General features: G+C 66.4%; 19 protein-coding genes. 9 read left to right on the plus strand and 10 right to left on the minus strand.

Annotation, left to right across the window (positions count from 1 at the left end):
* The first annotated feature begins 10 nt into the window (after window positions 1–10).
* Entirely contained in the window at window positions 11–793 is a 783-nt protein-coding gene (locus QM590_RS02245; RefSeq protein WP_269593470.1) for a DNA-formamidopyrimidine glycosylase family protein, read from the plus strand.
* A 148-nt stretch (window positions 794–941) separates the two neighbouring features.
* Here the strand turns inward: QM590_RS02245 and QM590_RS02250 are convergent, their stop codons facing one another.
* The 3 genes from QM590_RS02250 to QM590_RS02260 form a co-directional block, all read right to left on the minus strand.
* Window positions 942–2,672 (minus strand): glycerol-3-phosphate dehydrogenase/oxidase, encoded by a 1,731-nt coding sequence (locus QM590_RS02250; RefSeq protein ID WP_269593469.1) that lies wholly within the window; start codon window positions 2,670–2,672, stop codon window positions 942–944.
* Between the two features lie 131 nt (window positions 2,673–2,803).
* A complete protein-coding gene (locus QM590_RS02255) occupies window positions 2,804–4,024 on the minus strand; it encodes an aminotransferase-like domain-containing protein (protein ID WP_269593468.1) in 1,221 nt (406 codons plus the stop codon).
* 139 nt (window positions 4,025–4,163) lie between these two features.
* Entirely contained in the window at window positions 4,164–5,567 is a 1,404-nt protein-coding gene (locus tag QM590_RS02260) for an NAD(P)H-quinone dehydrogenase (RefSeq protein WP_068051456.1), read from the minus strand.
* Between the two features lie 181 nt (window positions 5,568–5,748).
* Here QM590_RS02260 and QM590_RS02265 point away from each other — a divergent pair, with 181 nt between their 5' ends.
* On the plus strand, window positions 5,749–6,213 hold the full coding sequence (locus tag QM590_RS02265; protein WP_037188123.1) for a gamma-glutamylcyclotransferase family protein: 465 nt from the start codon (window positions 5,749–5,751) through the stop codon (window positions 6,211–6,213).
* A 13-nt stretch (window positions 6,214–6,226) separates the two neighbouring features.
* On the opposite strand, the gene QM590_RS02270 is transcribed toward QM590_RS02265, so the two are convergent.
* The 4 genes from QM590_RS02270 to QM590_RS02285 all read right to left on the minus strand — a co-directional run bounded on the left by QM590_RS02270 (window position 6,227) and on the right by QM590_RS02285 (window position 9,827).
* On the minus strand, window positions 6,227–6,691 hold the full coding sequence (locus QM590_RS02270) for a TrmO family methyltransferase domain-containing protein (RefSeq protein ID WP_269593466.1): 465 nt from the start codon (window positions 6,689–6,691) through the stop codon (window positions 6,227–6,229).
* Window positions 6,692–6,705: 14 nt separating this feature from the next.
* Window positions 6,706–7,869: a M20 family metallopeptidase gene (locus tag QM590_RS02275; protein WP_269593465.1), complete on the minus strand. Its 1,164-nt coding sequence runs from the start codon at window positions 7,867–7,869 to the stop codon at window positions 6,706–6,708.
* Window positions 7,866–9,029 (minus strand): M20 family metallopeptidase, encoded by a 1,164-nt coding sequence (locus tag QM590_RS02280; protein ID WP_094686492.1) that lies wholly within the window; start codon window positions 9,027–9,029, stop codon window positions 7,866–7,868. Before QM590_RS02280 ends, QM590_RS02275 begins: the two co-directional genes overlap by 4 nt.
* Window positions 9,030–9,122: 93 nt before the next feature.
* Window positions 9,123–9,827 (minus strand): enoyl-CoA hydratase/isomerase family protein, encoded by a 705-nt coding sequence (locus QM590_RS02285; RefSeq protein ID WP_269593464.1) that lies wholly within the window; start codon window positions 9,825–9,827, stop codon window positions 9,123–9,125.
* On the opposite strand from QM590_RS02285, the gene QM590_RS02290 reads away from it, so the two are divergent.
* The gene (locus tag QM590_RS02290; RefSeq protein ID WP_373454880.1) at window positions 9,826–10,728 is read left to right on the plus strand and encodes a purine-nucleoside phosphorylase; all 903 of its coding nucleotides are present in this window, start codon (window positions 9,826–9,828) and stop codon (window positions 10,726–10,728) included. The two genes, QM590_RS02285 and QM590_RS02290, sit on opposite strands and share 2 nt — an antisense overlap.
* On the plus strand, window positions 10,725–12,326 hold the full coding sequence (locus QM590_RS02295; protein ID WP_269593463.1) for a phospho-sugar mutase: 1,602 nt from the start codon (window positions 10,725–10,727) through the stop codon (window positions 12,324–12,326). The genes QM590_RS02290 and QM590_RS02295 overlap by 4 nt, the downstream gene beginning before the upstream one ends.
* An 18-nt stretch (window positions 12,327–12,344) precedes the next feature.
* Here QM590_RS02295 and QM590_RS02300 read toward each other — a convergent pair whose 3' ends face one another.
* Both QM590_RS02300 and upp read right to left on the minus strand, forming a co-directional pair.
* A complete protein-coding gene (locus tag QM590_RS02300) occupies window positions 12,345–13,193 on the minus strand; it encodes a DUF2797 domain-containing protein (protein WP_262498292.1) in 849 nt (282 codons plus the stop codon).
* 80 nt (window positions 13,194–13,273) lie between these two features.
* Window positions 13,274–13,897: a uracil phosphoribosyltransferase gene (gene upp, locus QM590_RS02305; protein WP_037188128.1), complete on the minus strand. Its 624-nt coding sequence runs from the start codon at window positions 13,895–13,897 to the stop codon at window positions 13,274–13,276.
* Between the two features lie 134 nt (window positions 13,898–14,031).
* Between upp and QM590_RS02310 the strand changes: the two genes are divergently transcribed.
* Genes QM590_RS02310 through QM590_RS02330 form a run of 5 tightly spaced genes read left to right on the plus strand, consistent with a single transcriptional unit; the run spans window position 14,032 to window position 17,476 of the window.
* Window positions 14,032–14,388: a type VII secretion target gene (locus QM590_RS02310; protein WP_269593462.1), complete on the plus strand. Its 357-nt coding sequence runs from the start codon at window positions 14,032–14,034 to the stop codon at window positions 14,386–14,388.
* 6 nt (window positions 14,389–14,394) lie between these two features.
* Complete coding sequence (locus QM590_RS02315) at window positions 14,395–15,531, plus strand: C40 family peptidase (protein ID WP_269593461.1); 1,137 nt, start codon at window positions 14,395–14,397, stop codon at window positions 15,529–15,531.
* On the plus strand, window positions 15,528–15,881 hold the full coding sequence (locus tag QM590_RS02320; protein WP_269593460.1) for a hypothetical protein: 354 nt from the start codon (window positions 15,528–15,530) through the stop codon (window positions 15,879–15,881). The genes QM590_RS02315 and QM590_RS02320 overlap by 4 nt, the downstream gene beginning before the upstream one ends.
* A complete protein-coding gene (locus QM590_RS02325) occupies window positions 15,878–16,192 on the plus strand; it encodes a YbaB/EbfC family nucleoid-associated protein (protein ID WP_269593459.1) in 315 nt (104 codons plus the stop codon). The genes QM590_RS02320 and QM590_RS02325 overlap by 4 nt, the downstream gene beginning before the upstream one ends.
* 15 nt (window positions 16,193–16,207) lie before the next feature.
* Window positions 16,208–17,476 carry a SatS C-terminal domain-containing protein gene (locus tag QM590_RS02330; protein ID WP_269593458.1) on the plus strand — a complete coding sequence of 423 codons (1,269 nt, stop codon included), beginning with the start codon at window positions 16,208–16,210 and terminating at the stop codon, window positions 17,474–17,476.
* 21 nt (window positions 17,477–17,497) lie between these two features.
* On the opposite strand, the gene QM590_RS02335 is transcribed toward QM590_RS02330, so the two are convergent.
* Entirely contained in the window at window positions 17,498–18,622 is a 1,125-nt protein-coding gene (locus tag QM590_RS02335) for an adenosine deaminase (RefSeq protein WP_269593457.1), read from the minus strand.
* Between the last annotated feature and the right edge of the window lie 184 nt (window positions 18,623–18,806).

Raw genomic sequence — 18,806 nt, forward strand, 5'->3', positions numbered from 1 at the left:
GAGGACACCGATGCCCGAGGGCGATACCGTCTGGCGCGCTGCCAACACCCTGCGCGCCGCACTCGAGGGCAGGCAGCTCACCACCTGCGACATTCGCGTACCCCGTTACGCCACAGTCGACTTCACCGGAGAGACCGTCGATTCCGTCGCCTCACGCGGTAAGCACCTGCTGATCAGAGTCGGCGGCTACGTCATTCATTCGCATCTGAAGATGGAAGGCACCTGGCACGTCTATGCACCCGGCGCTCGCTGGCGTCGCCCGGCCTTCCAGGCACGCATCATCTTGAACACCGCCGACGCGCAGGCCATCGGGTTCGAGCTCGGAGTGCTCGACATCGTCGAGAACGAGGACGAGGTTGTCGGCTATCTCGGACCGGATCTACTCGGTCCCGACTGGGACCCGAAAACCGCCTTGACCAATCTGGAGTCGGATCCGGCTCGTCCCGTCGGACTCGCTCTGCTCGATCAGCGCAACATCGCAGGGCTCGGCAACGTCTATCGAAACGAGATCTGCTTTCTGCGTGGCATAGACCCGCGTACACCGGTCGGCGACGCCGGTGACCTGAAGAAGACGATCGACCTGTCCTATCGATTGATCATGGCCAACAAGGATCGAAATCAACGCGTCACCACCGGGGATCGGCGACCAGGCCGACACTTCTGGGTGTACGGGCGCGAGAACAAGCCATGCCGACGATGCGGAACCACCATCGAATTCGGCCTCATCGGTGACAACCCACTCGAGGAACGGCAGATCTACCACTGCCCGCACTGCCAGCGGCCACCGACCTGAAAGCTCCCTGTCAGGTACGGCCAAGCCTGTTCACAGCTTCGCCGATCACCATGGATCGTATGTTGACACTTGCGATACTCACCCTGCTGATCATGGCCGTGTCCGGCGCGACCGCGGCTCGTGCACCCCGGACGCTGGTTCGACTGCGCTAGATCGTGCGAACGGGTTCGAGGATTTCCTGCCGGGCCTCGGGAGCGACGACTCGCAGAGCGTCTGCCGATTCGTCGTCGGGCTGGCGCTGCGACTCGATCTCGGCTTCCACCCGGGCACGGTACGTCTCGACCTCACGGTCCACCGTGGCCTCGTCCCAACCCAGGACCGGTGCGATCAACGCCGCAACCTGACCCGCACAGTTCATCCCGCGATGGGAGTACTCGATGGAAATCCTGGTACGACGCGAGAGCACGTCCTCGAGATGCAGTGCACCCTCCGCTGCCGCGGCGTACACCACCTCCACCTGAAGGTAGGCCGGCGCATCGGTGAGTGGTTGCAGCAGTTCGGGTTTGCCGTCCGCCATCGCCAGCACCTCGTCGATCAGCGAGCCGTATCGATCGAGCAGATGCGTCACCCGATGTGGATGCAGCTTGTACATCTCGCCCAGATGCGGTGCCTGATTGACCAGGGCGAAGTAACCGTCGGCACCGACGAGGGGCACCTTCTCGGTGATCGAGGACGCCACCCGCACCGGGATGTCCTCGGCCGCCAGATCGACGGCGTCCTCGGCCATGACTCGGTAGGTCGTGTACTTGCCGCCGGCGATGGCGATGAGTCCCGGGGCCACCCGAGCGACCGCGTGCTCGCGAGAGAGCTTCGAGGTCTCGTCGCTCTCGCCTGCCAGCAGTGGCCGCAGGCCCGCGTACACACCGTCGATGTCCGCGTGGGTGAGCGGCGTGACGAGCACGCCGTTGACCTCGCCCAGGATGTAGTCGATGTCAGCTTTGGTGGCGGCCGGGTGTGCCAGATCGAGATTCCAGTCGGTGTCGGTGGTACCGATGATCCAGTGTGCACCCCACGGAATGATGAACAGCACCGACTTCTCGGTGCGCAGAATGATCGCGGCCTCGCTGACGATTCGATCGCGAGGCACCACGATGTGCACGCCCTTCGAGGCGCGTACGCGGAAGCGTCCGCGCATGTTGGACAGCGACTGGATCTCGTCGGTCCACACGCCGGTGGCATTGATCACCACGTGTGCCCGCACCTCGGTGGTGGCACCGGTCTCCGAATCACGCACGCGCACACCGGATACCCGGTCGGCCTCACGCAGGAAACCGACGACCTGGGTGGAGGTTCGCACCACTGCGCCGTAGTGAGCGGCCGTCCTGGCGACGGTCATGGTGTGCCGGGCGTCGTCGACGACGGTGTCGTAGTACCTGATCCCGCCGATCAACGACTTGCGTTTGATCCCAGGCGACATCCGCAGCGCACCGGATCGAGTCAGGTGCTTCTGCTGCGGTACCGATTTGGCCCCACCCATCCGGTCGTACAGAAAAATAGCCGCGGCGATGTACGGACGCTCCCACAACCGGTGAGTGAGCGGGAAGAGGAACTTCAGCGGCTTGACCAAGTGCGGTGCGAGCGTGGACAGGGAGAGCTCGCGTTCGTGCAGGGCCTCACGGACCAGTCCGAACTCGAGCTGCTCGAGGTATCGAAGCCCGCCGTGGAACATCTTGGACGAGCGAGACGACGTTCCCGACGCGTAATCCCGCGCCTCGACCAGCGCCACCTTCAGTCCGCGCGTCGCCGCGTCGAGGGCCGCACCGGAGCCGACGACGCCACCGCCGATCACCACCACGTCGAACTGCTCGGTTCCGAGCTGGTCCCACGCCTCCACCCGCTGGTCGGGTCCGAGGAACTTCGTATTCGATCGGTTGCTCATCCCGAACGCTCCATCTCCATCGAAAATCCCCGCATTGCTTGCACGTCAGGCTACCGCCCCAGGTCCTCCGGGCGCAGAACCTGCCGTGGTCGAAGCAGTCCGGTCGAAGCAGTGGGGTCGGGGCAATCAGATCAGCGCACTCGAGTCGACGCCGAGTGCGCGGCACCCAATCGTCGCACTGCCTCTGCCAGCACGGCCGGGGTCGATCCGGCGAAGCTCAACCGCAGCGAGTGACGGTACTGCGCATCCGAAGCGAACGCCGTGCCCGGCACGAAGGCAACTCCGTGATCGAGCGCCGCGTCGAGCAACTCACCGGTGTCGGTTCCGTCCCGGAAGGTGGCCCAGGCGAACATGCCACCCTCGGGGCGCGAGACGGTGAGCCGATCACCGAACTCGGCGCCGAGAGCATTCGTCAATGCCGTAGCACGGCAGGCGTACTCGCGCCGCAGAACGACCAAGTGCGCATCGAGCCACGCGGTGTCGGCGAGCATCTCCGCTGCCATCAGCTGCGTCATCGAGGATCCACACAGATCCGCGCCCTGCTTGAGCAGTTCCACCGCCGCACAGATGCTGGGCGGGGCGACGAACCAGCCGACACGGAGCGTCGGAGCGAGGATCTTCGACGCACTGGAGAGTCGAATGACGCGATCGCTGTGGCACGCGATCGGCAGCGGCGGAACGCCGATATCGGATTCCGTTGTGTCGAAACATATCTCACCGTACGGGTCGTCCTCGATGACCCAGAATCCGTAGCGATCCGCGAGAGCCGCGAGGTGGCGTCGACGCTGCTCGCTCATCGTGACTCCCCGCGGATTGTGGAAGTTCGCGACAGTGTGGACCACCGCGGGACGCAGCCCCGCCGCCAGTCTGCGTTCGAGTTCGTCGGTGTCCATTCCGGTATCGGTGATGGGAATGGACTCGATGCGCGCTTCGGCGATCGAGAACACCTGCAGCGCACCGGTGTACGCGGGCTCGTCGACCACGACGACAGCACCGGGGTCGATCAGGGCCTGCGCGAGCAACGTCAGGGCCTGCTGCGAACCGTGCGTCACGATGACGGACTCGACCGGAACGGGCATTCCCCCGCGCGTGAGCGATTCCCTGGCTGCAACGACGCTACGCAGAGTGCGGTGGCCGGATGTCTCGCAGTACTGCACCGCGTCGGCGCGACGAAGCGCAGCCTCTGCTGCTGCGGCGATGCGGTCGATCGGTATCAGATCGGTGGCCGGTAGACCTCCGGCGAGGCTGATCACATCGTCGCGTGCAGTCAGAGCGAGGAGGTCACGGATGGCCGAGCTGGTGAGCGAGTCGGTGCGGGCGGCCAGGCCGGCGGGACGGTTCGTAGTGGACATGAGAGAGGCTCCGGGGCAGCAGGAATGGGGAGACGGCCCGCGGATCCGCTGAGTCGAAGAAGGAGCGGACGGATGTGTCCGCTCCTTCGACTGTCTCACGTGCTACCGAAATATGAAACGCAATTCTCACATGATGAAATCAGTCCAGATCGTCGTGCGCCATCAACTGACGCGCGGCCTCGATGACCGAACCGGACAGCGACGGGTACACCGAGAACGTGTTCGCCAGGTCGTTGACCGAAAGGTTGTTCTGTACCGCCATCGCGATCGGCAGAATCAGCTCCGACGCACTCGGGGCGACCACGACACCACCGATGACGACGCCGGTCGCCGGGCGGCAGAAGATCTTCACGAAACCACGCTTGAGCCCGCTCATCTTCGCTCGCGGATTCGTTGTCAACGGCAGCATCACCACGCGCGCCGGTACGTCACCGGCGTCGATCTTGGACTGCGCGACGCCGACCGACGCGATCTCCGGCCGCGTGAACACCGCCGAGGCCACGGTCTTGAGCTTGATCGGGCTGACGGCCTGTCCCAGTGCGTGATACATCGCAATGCGTCCCTGCATCGCCGCAACCGAGGCCAGCGGCAGCAGACCGGTGCAGTCACCGGCTGCATAGATTCCGGCGACCGCGGTCCGCGAGACGCGATCCACCCGCAGGTATCCACCCTTGTCGAGTTCGATGCCCACCTTCTCGAGTCCGAGACCGGAGGTGTTGGGCACCGAGCCGACGGTCATCAGGGCGTGGCTGCCCTCGACGGTGCGGCCGTCCGACAGCGTGACCAGAACGCCGTCGTCGGTGCGAACGACCGAATCGGCGCGGGCGTGCTTGACGAGGGTGACGCCGCGCTCGTTGAACGCGTCCTCGAGCACCAGCGCGGCGTCTTCGTCCTCGTGCGGAAGGACGCGGTCGCGGCTCGAGACGGCGGTGACCTTGACGCCCATCTCGGTGTAGGCCGAGACGAACTCGGCACCGGTCACACCGGATCCGACGACCACCAGGTGCTCGGGGAGGGACTCGAGATCGTAGAGCTGACGCCAGTTGAGGATGCGTTCGCCGTCGGGCTCGGCTCCCTTGACCACGCGAGGACGGGCACCGGTCGCGATGAGCACGACATCGGCGTCGAGGATGCGCTCCTCGCCGTCGGCGAGCACCGCCTTGATCTGGTGCGAGGCCATCCCGACGTGGGAGTCGATCATCTCGGCGCGTCCGGCCAACAGCTCCACGCCGACGGAGGTGACGCGGTGGGCGATGTCGGAGGACTGCGCCTGCGCGAGGCTCTTCACACGGTCGTGAATCTTCGGCAGCGCCACGGCGGCCTGCGACGGATCGAGGGAGATACCGAGGTCGCTGGCTCGGCGCATCTCGGTGCGAATGCCGGTCGAGGCGATGAACGTCTTCGACGGCACGCAGTCCCAGAGAACGCAGGCACCGCCGATACCGTCGGAATCGACGAGCGTCACCTCTCCGCCGTACTGTGCGGCAACCAACGCTGCTTCGTACCCTGCCGGACCACCACCGATGATCACAATCCGGGTCATTGATCCTCTTCTCGCATGCTCGAAATCTCTCGCTGTGTCGCGTCAACGGTATTCCAGAGGCTGCCCTCGCGCGTCGGTAGGGCTGGCTTGCCTTGCCCCGTAGGAGGGCGGACCTGGGGCGACGCACCGAAACACGACCACGAGGCGTCAGTGTGCACCGATACCGTTTAGGCTGGCCGACGTGCCAATTTATGCCGCCTACGGATCCAACATGCATCCGGAGCAGATGTTGCAGCGATGCCCTCACTCGCCCCTGTCGGGAACTGGGTGGCTGCACGGATGGCGGTTGACCTTCGGCGGTGGCGACATCGGTTGGGAAGGCGCGCTGGCCACGGTCGTGGAGGATCCCGACTCGCAGGTCTTCGTCGTGCTCTACGACGTGTCCGAGGAGGACGAGGAGAGCCTGGATCGCTGGGAGGGCTCGGAACTCGGTATTCACCGGAAGATCCGGCTGCGCATCGAGACCGGCCGGGAGCCGGTGCTCGCCTGGATGTACGTGCTCGACGCCTACGAGGGCGGCCTACCGTCGGCACGCTACCTCGGAGTCATGGCCGAGGCAGCCGAAATCGCCGGTGCCCCAGCCGAATACGTGCGGGACCTACGAACCCGCAACAGCCGCAACGTCGGCCCCGGTACCGCCTCGTAGTTCGAGGGACGGATCAGAAGTAGTTCTTCATCACCGACGCCACCCAAGCCGGCTCGGTCACATCCGTACGCTCGGGAACCATGGACTGCAGGAACGGCTTGACATCGAACACCGGTGAGCCGTCGATCGCGTCGAGACCTCGGACTCGGATGCGCAGTCCGTCCACGTCGACGATCTCGCACCGCGACACTCCGAGATGATTGGGCCGGTCCTTGACCCGTTGAGCGAGGACACCCACCCGAGGAAGCGTCGTGTCACCGCGGGGGTGCCGAGAACCGGTGGTCGTCGCGGCCGGATCGCACAGGTGGAAGCCGTAGACCACTTCGAGGTGGGAGAATTCCGCGAGACCGAGAGTCGAGTCGGCGTCGAGCACACTGTCGTGAAGGTCGAGGACGGATTCGACCGATCCCCAGTTGTCGTCCACCACCTCGGCGCGTTCGGATCTGACGATCCCGATCGGCGACACCTTGAACGCCATCTCGTCTCCTGCCTCTAGTTCGGATCCAGCGCGATTCCGGTCATCACCTTCACGCCCACGGCCAGTGCTCGTTCATCGAGATCGAAGGTGGGTTGGTGGATGTCGAGTTGCGGCCCGGTGCCCGGCCACACACCGAGTCGAGCCATCGCGCCCGGCACTCGTTCGAGGTACCACGAGAAATCCTCGCCGCCGCCGGACTGCGCGGTATCGGCCAATGCGTCGGGTCCGACCCTCTCGATCGCCTTCTCGAACGTGTGCGTGGACGCCGGATCGTTGACCACGGGAGGCACGCCGCGACGATAGTGCAGCTCGAAGCGGACACCGGTCGGTGCGAGCAATCCGGTGACGATCTCGCGGACCAGCGGTTCGAGCAACGCCCAGGTCTCGTGATCGCCGGTGCGGACGGTGCCGGTCAGCATGCCGGTCTGCGGTATGGCGTTGGGGGCCTGGCCCGCGACCACAGCTCCCCACACCATGACCGTGCTGGTCCGCGGGTCGACGCGCCTGCTCAGCATTCCGGGCAGGCCGGTGATGACGGTGCCCAGTGCGTAGATCAGATCGGTGGTCAGGTGCGGCCGAGACGTGTGTCCGCCGGGCGAATCCAGCCGCAGCTCGACGGTGTCGGCCGCAGAGGTTATCGCACCGAGGCGCACGCCGACCTGCCCTACCTCGAGCCGCGGATCACAGTGCAGCGCAAAGATCTTGGTGACGCCGTCGAGCGCTCCCGCGGCCACCGCGTCGAGCGCACCGCCCGGCATGACCTCCTCAGCGGGCTGAAAGATCAGGCGCACCCCGTACTGCAGGTCCGGCAGTGACGCCAGCGCCAATCCGGTCGCGAGCAGCACCGTGGTGTGTGCGTCGTGCCCGCAGGCGTGCGACACCCCCGGCACGGTCGACGAGTACACCGCGCCGGTGTTCTCCTGCAGCGGCAGGGCGTCCATGTCCGCCCGCAACGCCACCCGGGGACCGTCGGGCCCGATGTCGCAGATCAACCCCGTTCCACCGGGGAGCGGCTTGGGCGACAGACCCGCCGCTTCGAGCTGCTCCATCACGAACGCGGTGGTGCCGAATTCGCGTCGAGCAAGTTCCGGATGTGCGTGAATGTGCCGCCGCCACAGCGAGAGATCTGCCGTGTGCGCGTGAATCCACCGATCGATCGCGTCCTCGCGGGTACTCACGACTGCGCCGCCGAGCGAGCGGTCACGCCGTCGAGCAGACGGGCGCGGGTACCGGGATCGGCTGCGGCGCGCGCAGCAGTTCTGGCGAGACCGAGAGCTCCGTCGAGCAACGCTCGATCGGCCGACTCGGTGACACACGCGGCGGCGAACTCCGGCTGATGGGTCACCGCTCCTCCCGCATCGAGGCCGACGACGGGATGAATACCGGGTAGAACATTCGTCACGTTTCCCATGTCTGTGCTGCCCAACGGGCGAAATCCTTCCAAATCCGGAGCCAGGGGCGATCGGCCCAATGCTTCGATCTCCTGCCGAAAAGCCGCAGCCAGCCACGAATCCGGCGTCAGCGCCGCATAGGTCGGCGACACCGTGCGGATCTCGTGAGTGCACCCGGTGGCGATCGCTCCTGCCTCGAAACATGCGTACGTCTTCGCCGTCAGAGCGTGCAGCGATTCGGTGGTGTTCGCGCGCAGGTAGTAGAGCAGCTCGGCATGGCCGGGCACGATGTTCGGTGCCACACCCCCGTCGCTGACGATGCCGTGGAGCTGCTGACCCGGCGACAGATGCTGGCGCAGGAGCCCGAGTGCCACCTGACTGATGGTCACCGCGTCGCCTGCGTTGATTCCCCACTCGGGAGCAGCCGACGCGTGCGCGGCACGGCCGGTGAACTTGACCGCGATGTCCGCCAGCGCCAGCGAGGTCGCACCCACGATGTCGAAGGGACCGGGATGGACCATCAACGCCGCGCCGACGCCGTCGAACACTCCGCGCTCGAGCATCAAGACCTTGCCGCCGCCGGTCTCCTCGGCCGGGGTACCGAGCACTCGCACGGTGATCCCGAGTGCGTCGGCGACCGGAGCGAGCGCAAGCGCAGCACCCACGGCCGAGGCCGCGATGATGTTGTGCCCGCACGCATGACCGATCTCGGGCAGAGCGTCGTACTCCGCACAGATCCCGATCACCAGATCGCCGCTGCCGAACGACGCGGTGAACGCGGTGTCGATGCCTGCGACGGCCGTCTCGATCTCGAAATCGTGGGCCCGGAGCGTGTCGAGGATCTTGGCGACGCTGCGATGCTCGGCGAACGCCAGCTCCGGTTCCGCGTGGATCGAGTGCGAGAGCGCAACCACTTCGTCGGTGGCGTCGGCCAGGGCGCGGTCCATCGCCTCACCCACGTCGGCACTGTTCGATTCGTCGATCACGAGAGACAGTGTGTCACTAGCGCGACCGACTGTCGGAACAGCTGTGCCGAGTGACTACTTCCCGAAGCTGAAGTTGCTGTCGTCGGTCGCAGTGTTCAACGCGGCGAGCAGATCCACGTGCATGCGAGCCTTGATGCCGGCCAGGTTGGCACCCCGGGTGCTCGTCAGTGCGGCGGCCTTCGCGACCGCGTCGGACACCAGCGACTCCTCCACTGCCGTCGCCTCGACGATTCCGGCGGCCACGGCGTCGGCTCCGCCGTAGCGGCGACCGGTCGTCATCGCCTCGACGGCGGTCTGCTTGGGCAGCCGGGAGTTGATCAGAGCAGACATTCCGACGGTGAACGGCATGTTCAGGTTCACCTCGGGAAGGCAGTAGAAGCCGCGATCGACCCGTTGGATGCGGAAGTCGTGGGAGGTGGCGAACATCGCGCCTGCGCCGAATGCGTGGCCCTGAACAGCAGCGACGGTGGCCATCGGAAAAGCGAGCAACCGGGTGTAGAGAGTGTGCACGCGGTCGAGATACCAGGTGATCTCGTCCAGGTTGGCGAACAGCCAGTCGGTGTCGAGGCCGTTGCTGTAGAACTTGCCCGCCGACGTGGTGACCAGCGCCGCCGGACCGGTCGAGGCCTCGACCTCGTCGAGCAACGCGTGGGTGGCGTCGATCCAGTCCGGGTGGAAACGGTTCTCGGGATTGTCCGCTCCGTCCTGGGCTCCGAGGAACAGGATGTGGACGTCACCGTCGCGTTCGAGATAAGGCATGCAGCGGATACTACCCAACAGTAACTTCCGCCGGTCGCACATCCGTTGCGTCGATCTCCTACTGTTGTTCATCGTGGCAACCACCGACGCACATGCGACCGACCCAGTGACCGATCCCGAGGGTGCCGCGCGCACCGCCGCCGACGCACTCGCCGCAGCAACCGGAGTCGACACCCACACCGTGGCCATCGTTCTCGGTTCCGGATGGCAGGCGGCAGCCGACGTCTTCGGCTCCCCCACCGCGACCGTGCGCATGGCCGACCTGCCCGGGTTCGCGCCACCGTCGGCGTCGGGCCACTCCGGCACCATCACCTCGGTGGACGTCGGCGGCACCCACACACTGCTGCTGCAGGGACGCACGCATGCCTACGAGGGGCACGACCTGCGACGCGTCGTGCATCCGGTGCGGACCGCGATCGCGGCAGGTGCCACGACCGTCGTGCTGACCAACGCTGCAGGCGGTATCCGAGACGGCATGAGCGTCGGACAGCCCGTACTGATCTCGGACCACCTCAATCTGACGGCTCGTTCGCCCCTCGTCGGGGCGGAGTTCGTCGATCTGGTCGACGCGTACTCCCCCGAACTTCGGGCCCTTGCGGCCGACATCGATCCGTCGCTCGAGGACGGCGTCTACGCCGGCCTTCCCGGTCCGCACTACGAGACGCCCGCCGAGATCAGAATGCTGCGCACACTCGGTGCGGACCTCGTAGGGATGTCGACCGTGCACGAGACGATCGCCGCGCGAGCGAAAGGCGCACGCGTCCTGGGCATCTCGCTGGTGACCAATCTCGCGGCCGGAATGACCGGTGAGCACCTGAATCACACCGAAGTACTCGCTGCAGGCAAGGAGTCCGCTGCCCGCATGGGATCGCTGTTGCACGAGTTGGTCTCCCGCCTGTGACCGAGAATCTCACCGAGCGAGTACAACGATGGATCGCAGGCGATCCCGACCCCGCTGCTCGCGAAGAACTCGACGGCCTGCCCGAGGCCGAACTCGCCGACAGGTTCAGCGGACCCCTGACGTTCGGTACCGCAGGTCTTCGTGGCCCGGTGCGCGCGGGACCGAACGGGATGAATGTGGCGGTGGTGACGAAAACCTCGGCCGGCATCGCAGCCTGGTTGATCGAGAACGGTCTGGGTGGGTCCACCGTCGTGGTCGGTCGCGACGCCAGGAACGGCTCCGAACAGTTCGCCTTCGCGGCCGCCGAAACCTTCTCCGCCCAGGGCTTTTCGGTGGTGATGCTGCCTCGGCCGCTCCCGACCCCCGTCGTCGCCTTCGCGGTGCGGGCACTCGATGCCGAGCTCGGCGTGCAGATCACCGCCTCGCACAATCCCGCTGCGGACAACGGGTACAAGGTGTATCTCCGCGGCGGCTCGCAACTGATCCCGCCGAGCGACGCCCAGATCGAAGCGCTCATCGAGGCCACTCCCGACGCGATCGAGATTCCGCGCGCGATCGTGCAGCCCGGCGGCTCCGACATCGCGGCTCGATATCTCGATTCCGTTGTCGCACTGCCTCGTTCGAGGGGTCGCGACATCCGCATCGCATTGACTCCCCTACACGGCGTCGGCGGTGAACTTGCGATGGCAGCACTACGTGGTGCGGGGTTCCGCGATATCCGGGTGGTCGAGGAGCAGTTCGAGCCCGATCCTGCGTTTCCGACCGTCACGTTTCCCAACCCCGAGGAGCCAGGAGCGGCAGACGCCGTGCTCGCGCTGGCAGCGGAGATCGACGCCGATATCGCAATTGCCCTCGACCCCGATGCCGATCGTTGTGCGGTCGGGGTGCCGACGGACAGCGGGTGGCGCATGCTGACCGGCGACGAGACCGGGGCCCTGCTCGCGAACCATCTCCTCGCCGATGCGCCCGCCGACTCGTTGGTGGCCAACACGATCGTCTCGTCGCAACTGCTCTCGGCGCTCGCTCCGGCGCGCGGCGCTCGCTATGCCCGCACCCTGACCGGATTCAAATGGCTCGTCCGCGCGGGCGAGGGCCTGGTGTACGCCTACGAGGAGGCCATCGGGCACTGTGTGGATCCGAACGTGGTGCGCGACAAGGACGGTATTTCGGCCGCGGTGGTGCTCGCAGATCTGGCCGCCGGCCTGAAGCAGGATCGTCGCACCCTGCTCGACGTGCTGGACGACCTCGCCGTCGAGTTCGGGGTTCACCTGGGTGCGCAGGTCTCGCGGCGGGTCGCGGACCTCGCCGACATCGGGAACATGATGCACCGGTTGCGCAGCGCACCGCCGACGGAACTGGCCGGCCGGACGGTCACCGTCCTGGACTACGCCCAGCGCGACGACGAATTACGCACCGACGCAGTCGAGATCAGCGGGTCGGGGCTGCGGGTGATCGTGCGGCCCTCCGGCACCGAACCCAAGCTCAAGGCCTACCTCGAAGTGATCGAGCACGTCGACGGCCCCGAGGACCTGCCGAGAGCGCGGGCGGCGGCAGCCGAGATCCTGGCCGAACTGACCGACTTCGCCCAGCACCTCTAGGCGTCGACGACCCGAACGTCAGAACAGCGCCGACTGCACCGCAGGCAGATCGGACGTGAAGGCCCCGAGTTCGATTCGCCGACCCTTCAACGGCGCAAGATCCACGACGTAGGTCTCGTCGTCGACGGTCGCGATCACCGCCTGCCCGACGCATGTCCTGATCTCGAGTCCGTGGGAACCGGTTGCGACATCCGCGGGGTAGGCGACGCGGCTGACCTTCTCGCTCAATGCCTCCCGGCCTGCGGGCGGGACCCATGGTTCGTCGATCGGGGTGCATCCGGCGACGCCGGCCTCGGTCAGCATCTCGCGGACCTGCTGGGCCCGGACGGCGACGGCGGCCTCCAGCCTGTCCACGTCGATCGGCAGACACAGCGACGCGGCTTTCGCCGCGGACCGCACGGCCTGCCGTAGCCCCATCGATTCGGTCACGAGGTCCTCGGCCACCCGGACGGCCTTGCCGTCGTCGGCATGGGCGACGTACTGCGCGCAGATGGCACCCTGCTCGGCGAGCCGACCCCATTTGCGCGTGTCCGCCGCCGTCCCGATCTTGAAGGTGCCGTTGGCGAACGCCGCAAGGTACAGCCAATGCGGTTGCATCACATGTTTTTCCAGATCGCGCGAGACGAATCCGCTGCGATGCACGGTGTGCACGAATCGAAAGCTGTCCTTGTCGGCGCACGTCGCGCACTGTCCCGACGCGACGGCCCGCTCCCGACCGGGGCACGGCACGTACCGCGGCGGGCCGTCGGCCCGAAATGCCATGCGCCCGGTGCAGTACCGATCGGTCGAAGCACCCGGCGCACGGAAACCGAGCCTGCGGCCGACCAGTTCGTGGAACTCGATCTGCTCGGTGTCGACGTCGAGCACCCGCAATCTCGGTCGCGGTGCAGGTGACGCCTCCGAGGGCCAGGAGACGCCGAGAACCAATCGACCTGCGACAGAGGGAGTCAGCGCGGACCGAACTGACGATCGCCCGCGTCACCGAGGCCGGGAACGATGAAGGCGTTGTCGTTGAGGCCGTCGTCGATGCTCGCTGCCACCAGTCGCACCGGTAGTCCCGAGGCTTCGAGCGCGGCAACTCCTTCGGGAGCGGCCACGACGCAGATGGCGGTCACGTCCGCCGCACCGCGGCCGACGAGCAGTTCGATCGTGTGGACCATGGATCCGCCGGTGGCGAGCATCGGGTCCAGCACGTAGACGGGCGTCTGCGACAGGTCGTCGGGAAGGGATTCCATGTACGGGACGGGCTGGTGGGTTTCCTCGTCTCGGGCCATTCCGACGAAACCGACGCGGGACTGCGGGATGAGGCTGCTGGCCTTCTCGACCATGCCGAGGCCTGCGCGCAGAACCGGGACCAGCAACGGCGGTCGCGCCAGCCTGGTGCCCTCGGTGACCGCGACGGGCGTACGTACCTCGAAGGTGTCGATCGCAGCGTCGCGAGTGGCCTCGTAAACCAGCATGTGAGTGAGCTGACGCAGAGCCGACCGGAACGTGGCATTGTCGCTGCGCTCGTCCCGCATCGTGGTGAGCAGGGCTGCGGCCAGTGGGTGATCGACCACGTGTGTTTCCATGCCGACAAGGATAGGACCTGGGCGGCAGGACGCGAACGGCAACTCGGGGGAACCGAATGGCACGTACCCGCGTCGAACCAGTTGGGCGTCGCACTCGGCGACCGTGAATCGATCGCATTCTCAGGGGGGCACTGATGGCCGAGCTCGTCGTCGAAACCGAGGGGGTCCTCGCGTACGGTGCGGTGGCGTCGACCATGGCCGAGCAGATCGCCGCGGCAAGTGCTGCCGCCGCCGCGTGCGGCCCAGCGGTGCTGGCTCCGGTCTTCGGTCTGATCGGACAGGAATTTCTCGGTGCGGTCACCGGCACCCATCTGGCGCACACTGACGCCGTCGTACGCCTGGCGAGCACGGTGGCGAGCATCGGTTCCGCGGCCACCGCATCCGCGGTGTCCTACGCCCTCACCGATGCCGGCACCGGCGCAACCCTTGCGGCCTCGGCCGCTGATACCACCGCGGCCTCGGCCGCCGGTATCGCACAGGACGAGCGGTAAGCGCCGATGATCGATCTGCTGGCCCGTCCCATCGTCGATCTGCTCGGAGCCTTCGGCAACGGGGCGCTCCCCACCGGCGGTCCTGCCGACGTACTGCGTGTGTCCTCGGCAGCGATCGAGGCAGCGCAAGGAATCGGCAGGGTCGCGATCACCGAGCTCGCGGCGAACTGGAACGGTGACGCCGCCGACGCGGCCATTCGGTACGCCGAGAACGCTCATACGAGCGCACTTGCCCTCGCCGACCACGCCGACGACATCGCTGCCGTGGTCGACCAGGCCTGCCGCGACACCAATCGAGGCTTTCTCGAACTGCAGTCGATCGTGCACTCGTTCGTGGGAATCGCACTGTCGGCCGGACCGATCATCGCCACCCCGCCGGGGCAGACCATGCTGATCACGGCGGCCATCGAACACCTCGAACGAGCGCTCGTGGTCGTGGCGCGCGTGCGGGGCGAGTTGGCCGTCCACACCGCGAAAGTCGGCGAACTGGCCGCTCCCCCGACAGTTCCCGGCCCCGTCGGCGGCGGACCGACATCGTCCCCCGGCTCACCCTCGAATCTCATGACCTCGCCCGCGACATCACAGGTGATCGAAGCAGGCGAGAAGCTGGCGAAGACGTTCGCGCAGTCCGTGTCCTCCCCGCCCGCCGGGGGCGAGCCACCGAGCAGCGGTGTCGGTGGCGGCGGTGCACACAACTACCTGGGCAATCCGGGCACCGATCCCTACCGAACCCCCGACAGCACCGGCCGGGGAGTCGAGATCCGGCTACCGGACGGCAGTACCGTCACCGCACCCAACGCCGAAGCCGCAGGTGCCGTCCGTAGCGCACTGACCCAACAGGGCGTGCCCTACGCGTGGGGCGGCACCACGCCGGGCAGCGGACTCGACTGCAGCGGATTGACCCAGTGGGCGTACGCACAGCAGGGCGTCGAGATCCCGCGTCTGGCACAGGAACAGGACATCGGCTCCGCCGTGGCACCGGGTCAGGTGATGCCCGGTGACCTGGCCGTCTGGGACGGACACGTGGCCATGGTGATCGGCAACGGTCAGCTCGTCGAGGCAGGCGACCCGGTGCAGGTGGGGCCGATCAGAACGACCAACAGCGGTATGGGCTTCAAGGGCTTCTACCGTCCGACCGAATGAAGGGCCGGCCAGTGACGGACTCGGACATCACCGTCGTCAGCGCCGTATCGGGAACACGATCGGGATCGGTGACGGTGCGCGCCACCGAACACGGACTGCCGATCGGGATCGCGATCGACGAACGCGAACTGCGCTACGGCGGAGGCGCTTTGGCGTCGACGATTCTCGAGCACTGTGTACGGGCGAGTGCGGCCGCACGAGCTCAGCGCCGCACCCTCCTCGCCGAGGACGGCGTTCCCTCCGATGTTCTGAATCGTCTCGGTCTGCCTACCAGTGCCCGAGTCGCCGCCGAGGCGAACGAGCATCTCGCAGAGGACGCCGCACCCACGAGTTGGTTGAAGCAGGTATGACCCACGCCCACACCACCGAACTCGACGCTCTGGTCGGCAGCGCCCTGCACCGGCTGGATGCACTTCGCGAAACGCACGAGCGACTGGACCGCATCAGAATTCGACTCACCTCGCCGGACTATCTGGTGACCGTCGTCGTCGATGGGTCCGGCGCCGTGGTCGAACTCGAACTCGCCGAGAACCTCGGATCGGTTGCCGCTCATGCACTCGCGTCGACGATCACCGTCGTCGCTGCCGACGCTGCACGTGCGGCGCTCGACCAGCGCGAGGTGATCCTGCAAAGTCTGCAGGGTTCGTTCACAGACTCCTGAGATAGGCTTCGCGCCATGGCTGGAGACATCATCCCGATCGAACTCGGTCTCACCGCCGGTGACTTCTCGACACTGTGGGCACCGGAGTGGCGAGAAGGCGACGACGAGTGGGAGGCATTCCTCGGACACGAGGAAGACCTGTACGGATTCTCGACCGTCGCAGAGCTCGCGGCATTCGTCAGGTCCGACGACGACAACGACCTCGTCGACCATCCGTCGTGGAAGGTGGTCTCCGCACTCGCCGCACACGAACTCGAGCCCGACGATCTGCACCGCTTCGATCTGGTGGCCGTGCCGGAGTTGGTGGCGTCCGATCCCGAAGCCGACGTTCTCGCCGAACTGCAGGCCACCTTCGACATCGTCTCGTCCATCGGCGATGTCTGCGAACTGCGTCCGGTCACAAGCTTTTTCGGATCCAACCCTTTCGTCGGGGCAGTCGGCGGAGGCGTCGAGAACTTCCTCGGTCGCGAGGGCGGTGAACTGTGGGACCGCATCGGTGCAGCGGTCGCCAAGCACTGGGACGACGTGCTCGACGCTGTCGACTCCATCGTCACCTCCCCCGATGTCGACTCCGCTGCCGTTGCCGTCGCCGAAGCCGAGATCACCGCAGCCGCTGAGAACGCCGTCGACGCCGATGACGTCACGGACGACATCGACTCCGATTCGGACGACGACGACGAAGACGACGACTCCGCCGAGGTGGATCGCGATCCGATCGCCGCAGCCGCGGCCGAAGATACGTTCTGGACCACCGTCGGCATCGACCCGATTCGCATCATCACCTCGGACGACACGCTCTACACCCTGCGGTGCTACCTCGGCGACAAGCCGGTGTTCCTCGGTCGCGGCGGTGCCATCAGCGTCTTCGGTTCCGAGCGTTCGTTGGCCCGCTACCTGGCCGACGACCACGATCACGATCTGGCACAGGTCAGCACCTACTCCGATGTTCAGACCGCAGCCATCGACGGCTCCCTCGACATCGAGATCACCGACGACAACGTGTACGTCCTGCCCGGCCTGGCCGACGATCTCGCCGAAGGGCCCACCGCGGTGGACGTCGAACAGTTGGATCTGGCCGTCGAATTGTTCACGGACGCCGCAGATTTCGCCGGTGACGCTTCCGTCGACGAAGCACTCGCCACGTCCACGCCACTGGGCTGGTACGTCTCGTACGCTCTCGAGCCCAGTCCCGACCGGCTCGCGCCGAGCGCACCGTTCGACGTCGAGGCCGAAGCGTGGCGCGCCCTCGAGCGCGAGTTCGAGAGTCGACTGCGCAAGAAGTAGCCGGCCCCCGGGTCTGGTCGATCAGCCGATCAGCACCGCGTACCCCGGCTTGATGACGTCGTCGATCAGCGCCAGCCGCTCGTCGAACGGCAGGAACGCCGACTTCATCGCGTTGATGGTGAATCGCTCGAGGTCACTCCACCCGTAACCGAACGTCTCGACGAGCTTGACCATCTCTCGACTCATCGACGTATCGCTCATCAAGCGGTTGTCGGTGTTGACGGTGACCCGGAATCGCAATCGGGCAAGCAGATCGAACGGGTGGGTCGCCAACGACTCGACGGCACCGGTCTGGACGTTCGAGCTCGGGCACAGTTCCAGGGGCATCCGTGTGTCGCGGACGTAGGCGGCGAGCAGGCCGAGCTCGGGTGTGCCGTCGGCGTCGGTGGTGATGTCGTCGGTGATCCGAACACCGTGACCGAGCCTGTCGGTGCCGCAGAACGCCACTGCTTCCTGGATCGACGGCAGACCGAACGCCTCACCCGCGTGAATGGTGAAGTGCGCGTTGCTCGCTCGCATGTATTCGAAGGCGTCGAGGTGACGACTGGGAGGGAAGCCCGCTTCGGCACCGGCGATGTCGAAGCCCACGACGCCGCGGTCACGGAACCGGACCGTCAGTTCGGCGATCTCCCGCGAACGCGCCGCGTGCCGCATCGCGGTGAGCAAGGTGCCGATCGTGATGTTCTTACCGCGCACCTTGGCCGCAGAGATCCCTGCCTCGAAGCCGGCGAGCGTGTGGGTGACGACCTCGTCGAGAGTCAAGCCGCGCTCGAGGTGCTGTTCCGGCGCGAAGCGCACCTCGGCGTACACGACGCCGTCGTCGGCCAGATCCTCGGCGCATTCCTGCGCCACCCGGAACAGTCCTTCGGGAGTCTGCATCACGGCAACGGTGTGCGCGAACGTCTCGAGGTACCGCACGAGCGAGCCGCTGTCCGCGGCGTCGCGGAACCACTCGCCCAATGCCGCGCCGTCGGTGGCGGGAAGATCGCCGTAGCCGCATTCGTCGGCCAGTTCCAACACGGTCTGCGGGCGGAGTCCGCCGTCGAGGTGATCGTGCAGCAACGCCTTGGGAGCTGTCCTGATCGACGCGAGATCGAGTGGCGCACTGCCACCGATCGAGGACTGAGTGTTCTCCGCGGTGCTCATGTGACGACGGTAGCGTGCGGCTCGCACGCACGCGCGTCTGTCATCACCACTCGGCGAGTCCGCGGATTCCCCCGAACTTCGCCGCTTCTGCGACCTATTTCGTTGCATTGTTACTCCAATGAAAACAATTCCGTCGATACACAGCGGATCTGCGACGGAAATCGTAGTGTTCAGCACACACGCG

The sequence above is a fragment of the Rhodococcus sp. IEGM 1372 genome, from assembly GCF_030056835.1.
Lineage (GTDB): Bacteria > Actinomycetota > Actinomycetes > Mycobacteriales > Mycobacteriaceae > Rhodococcoides.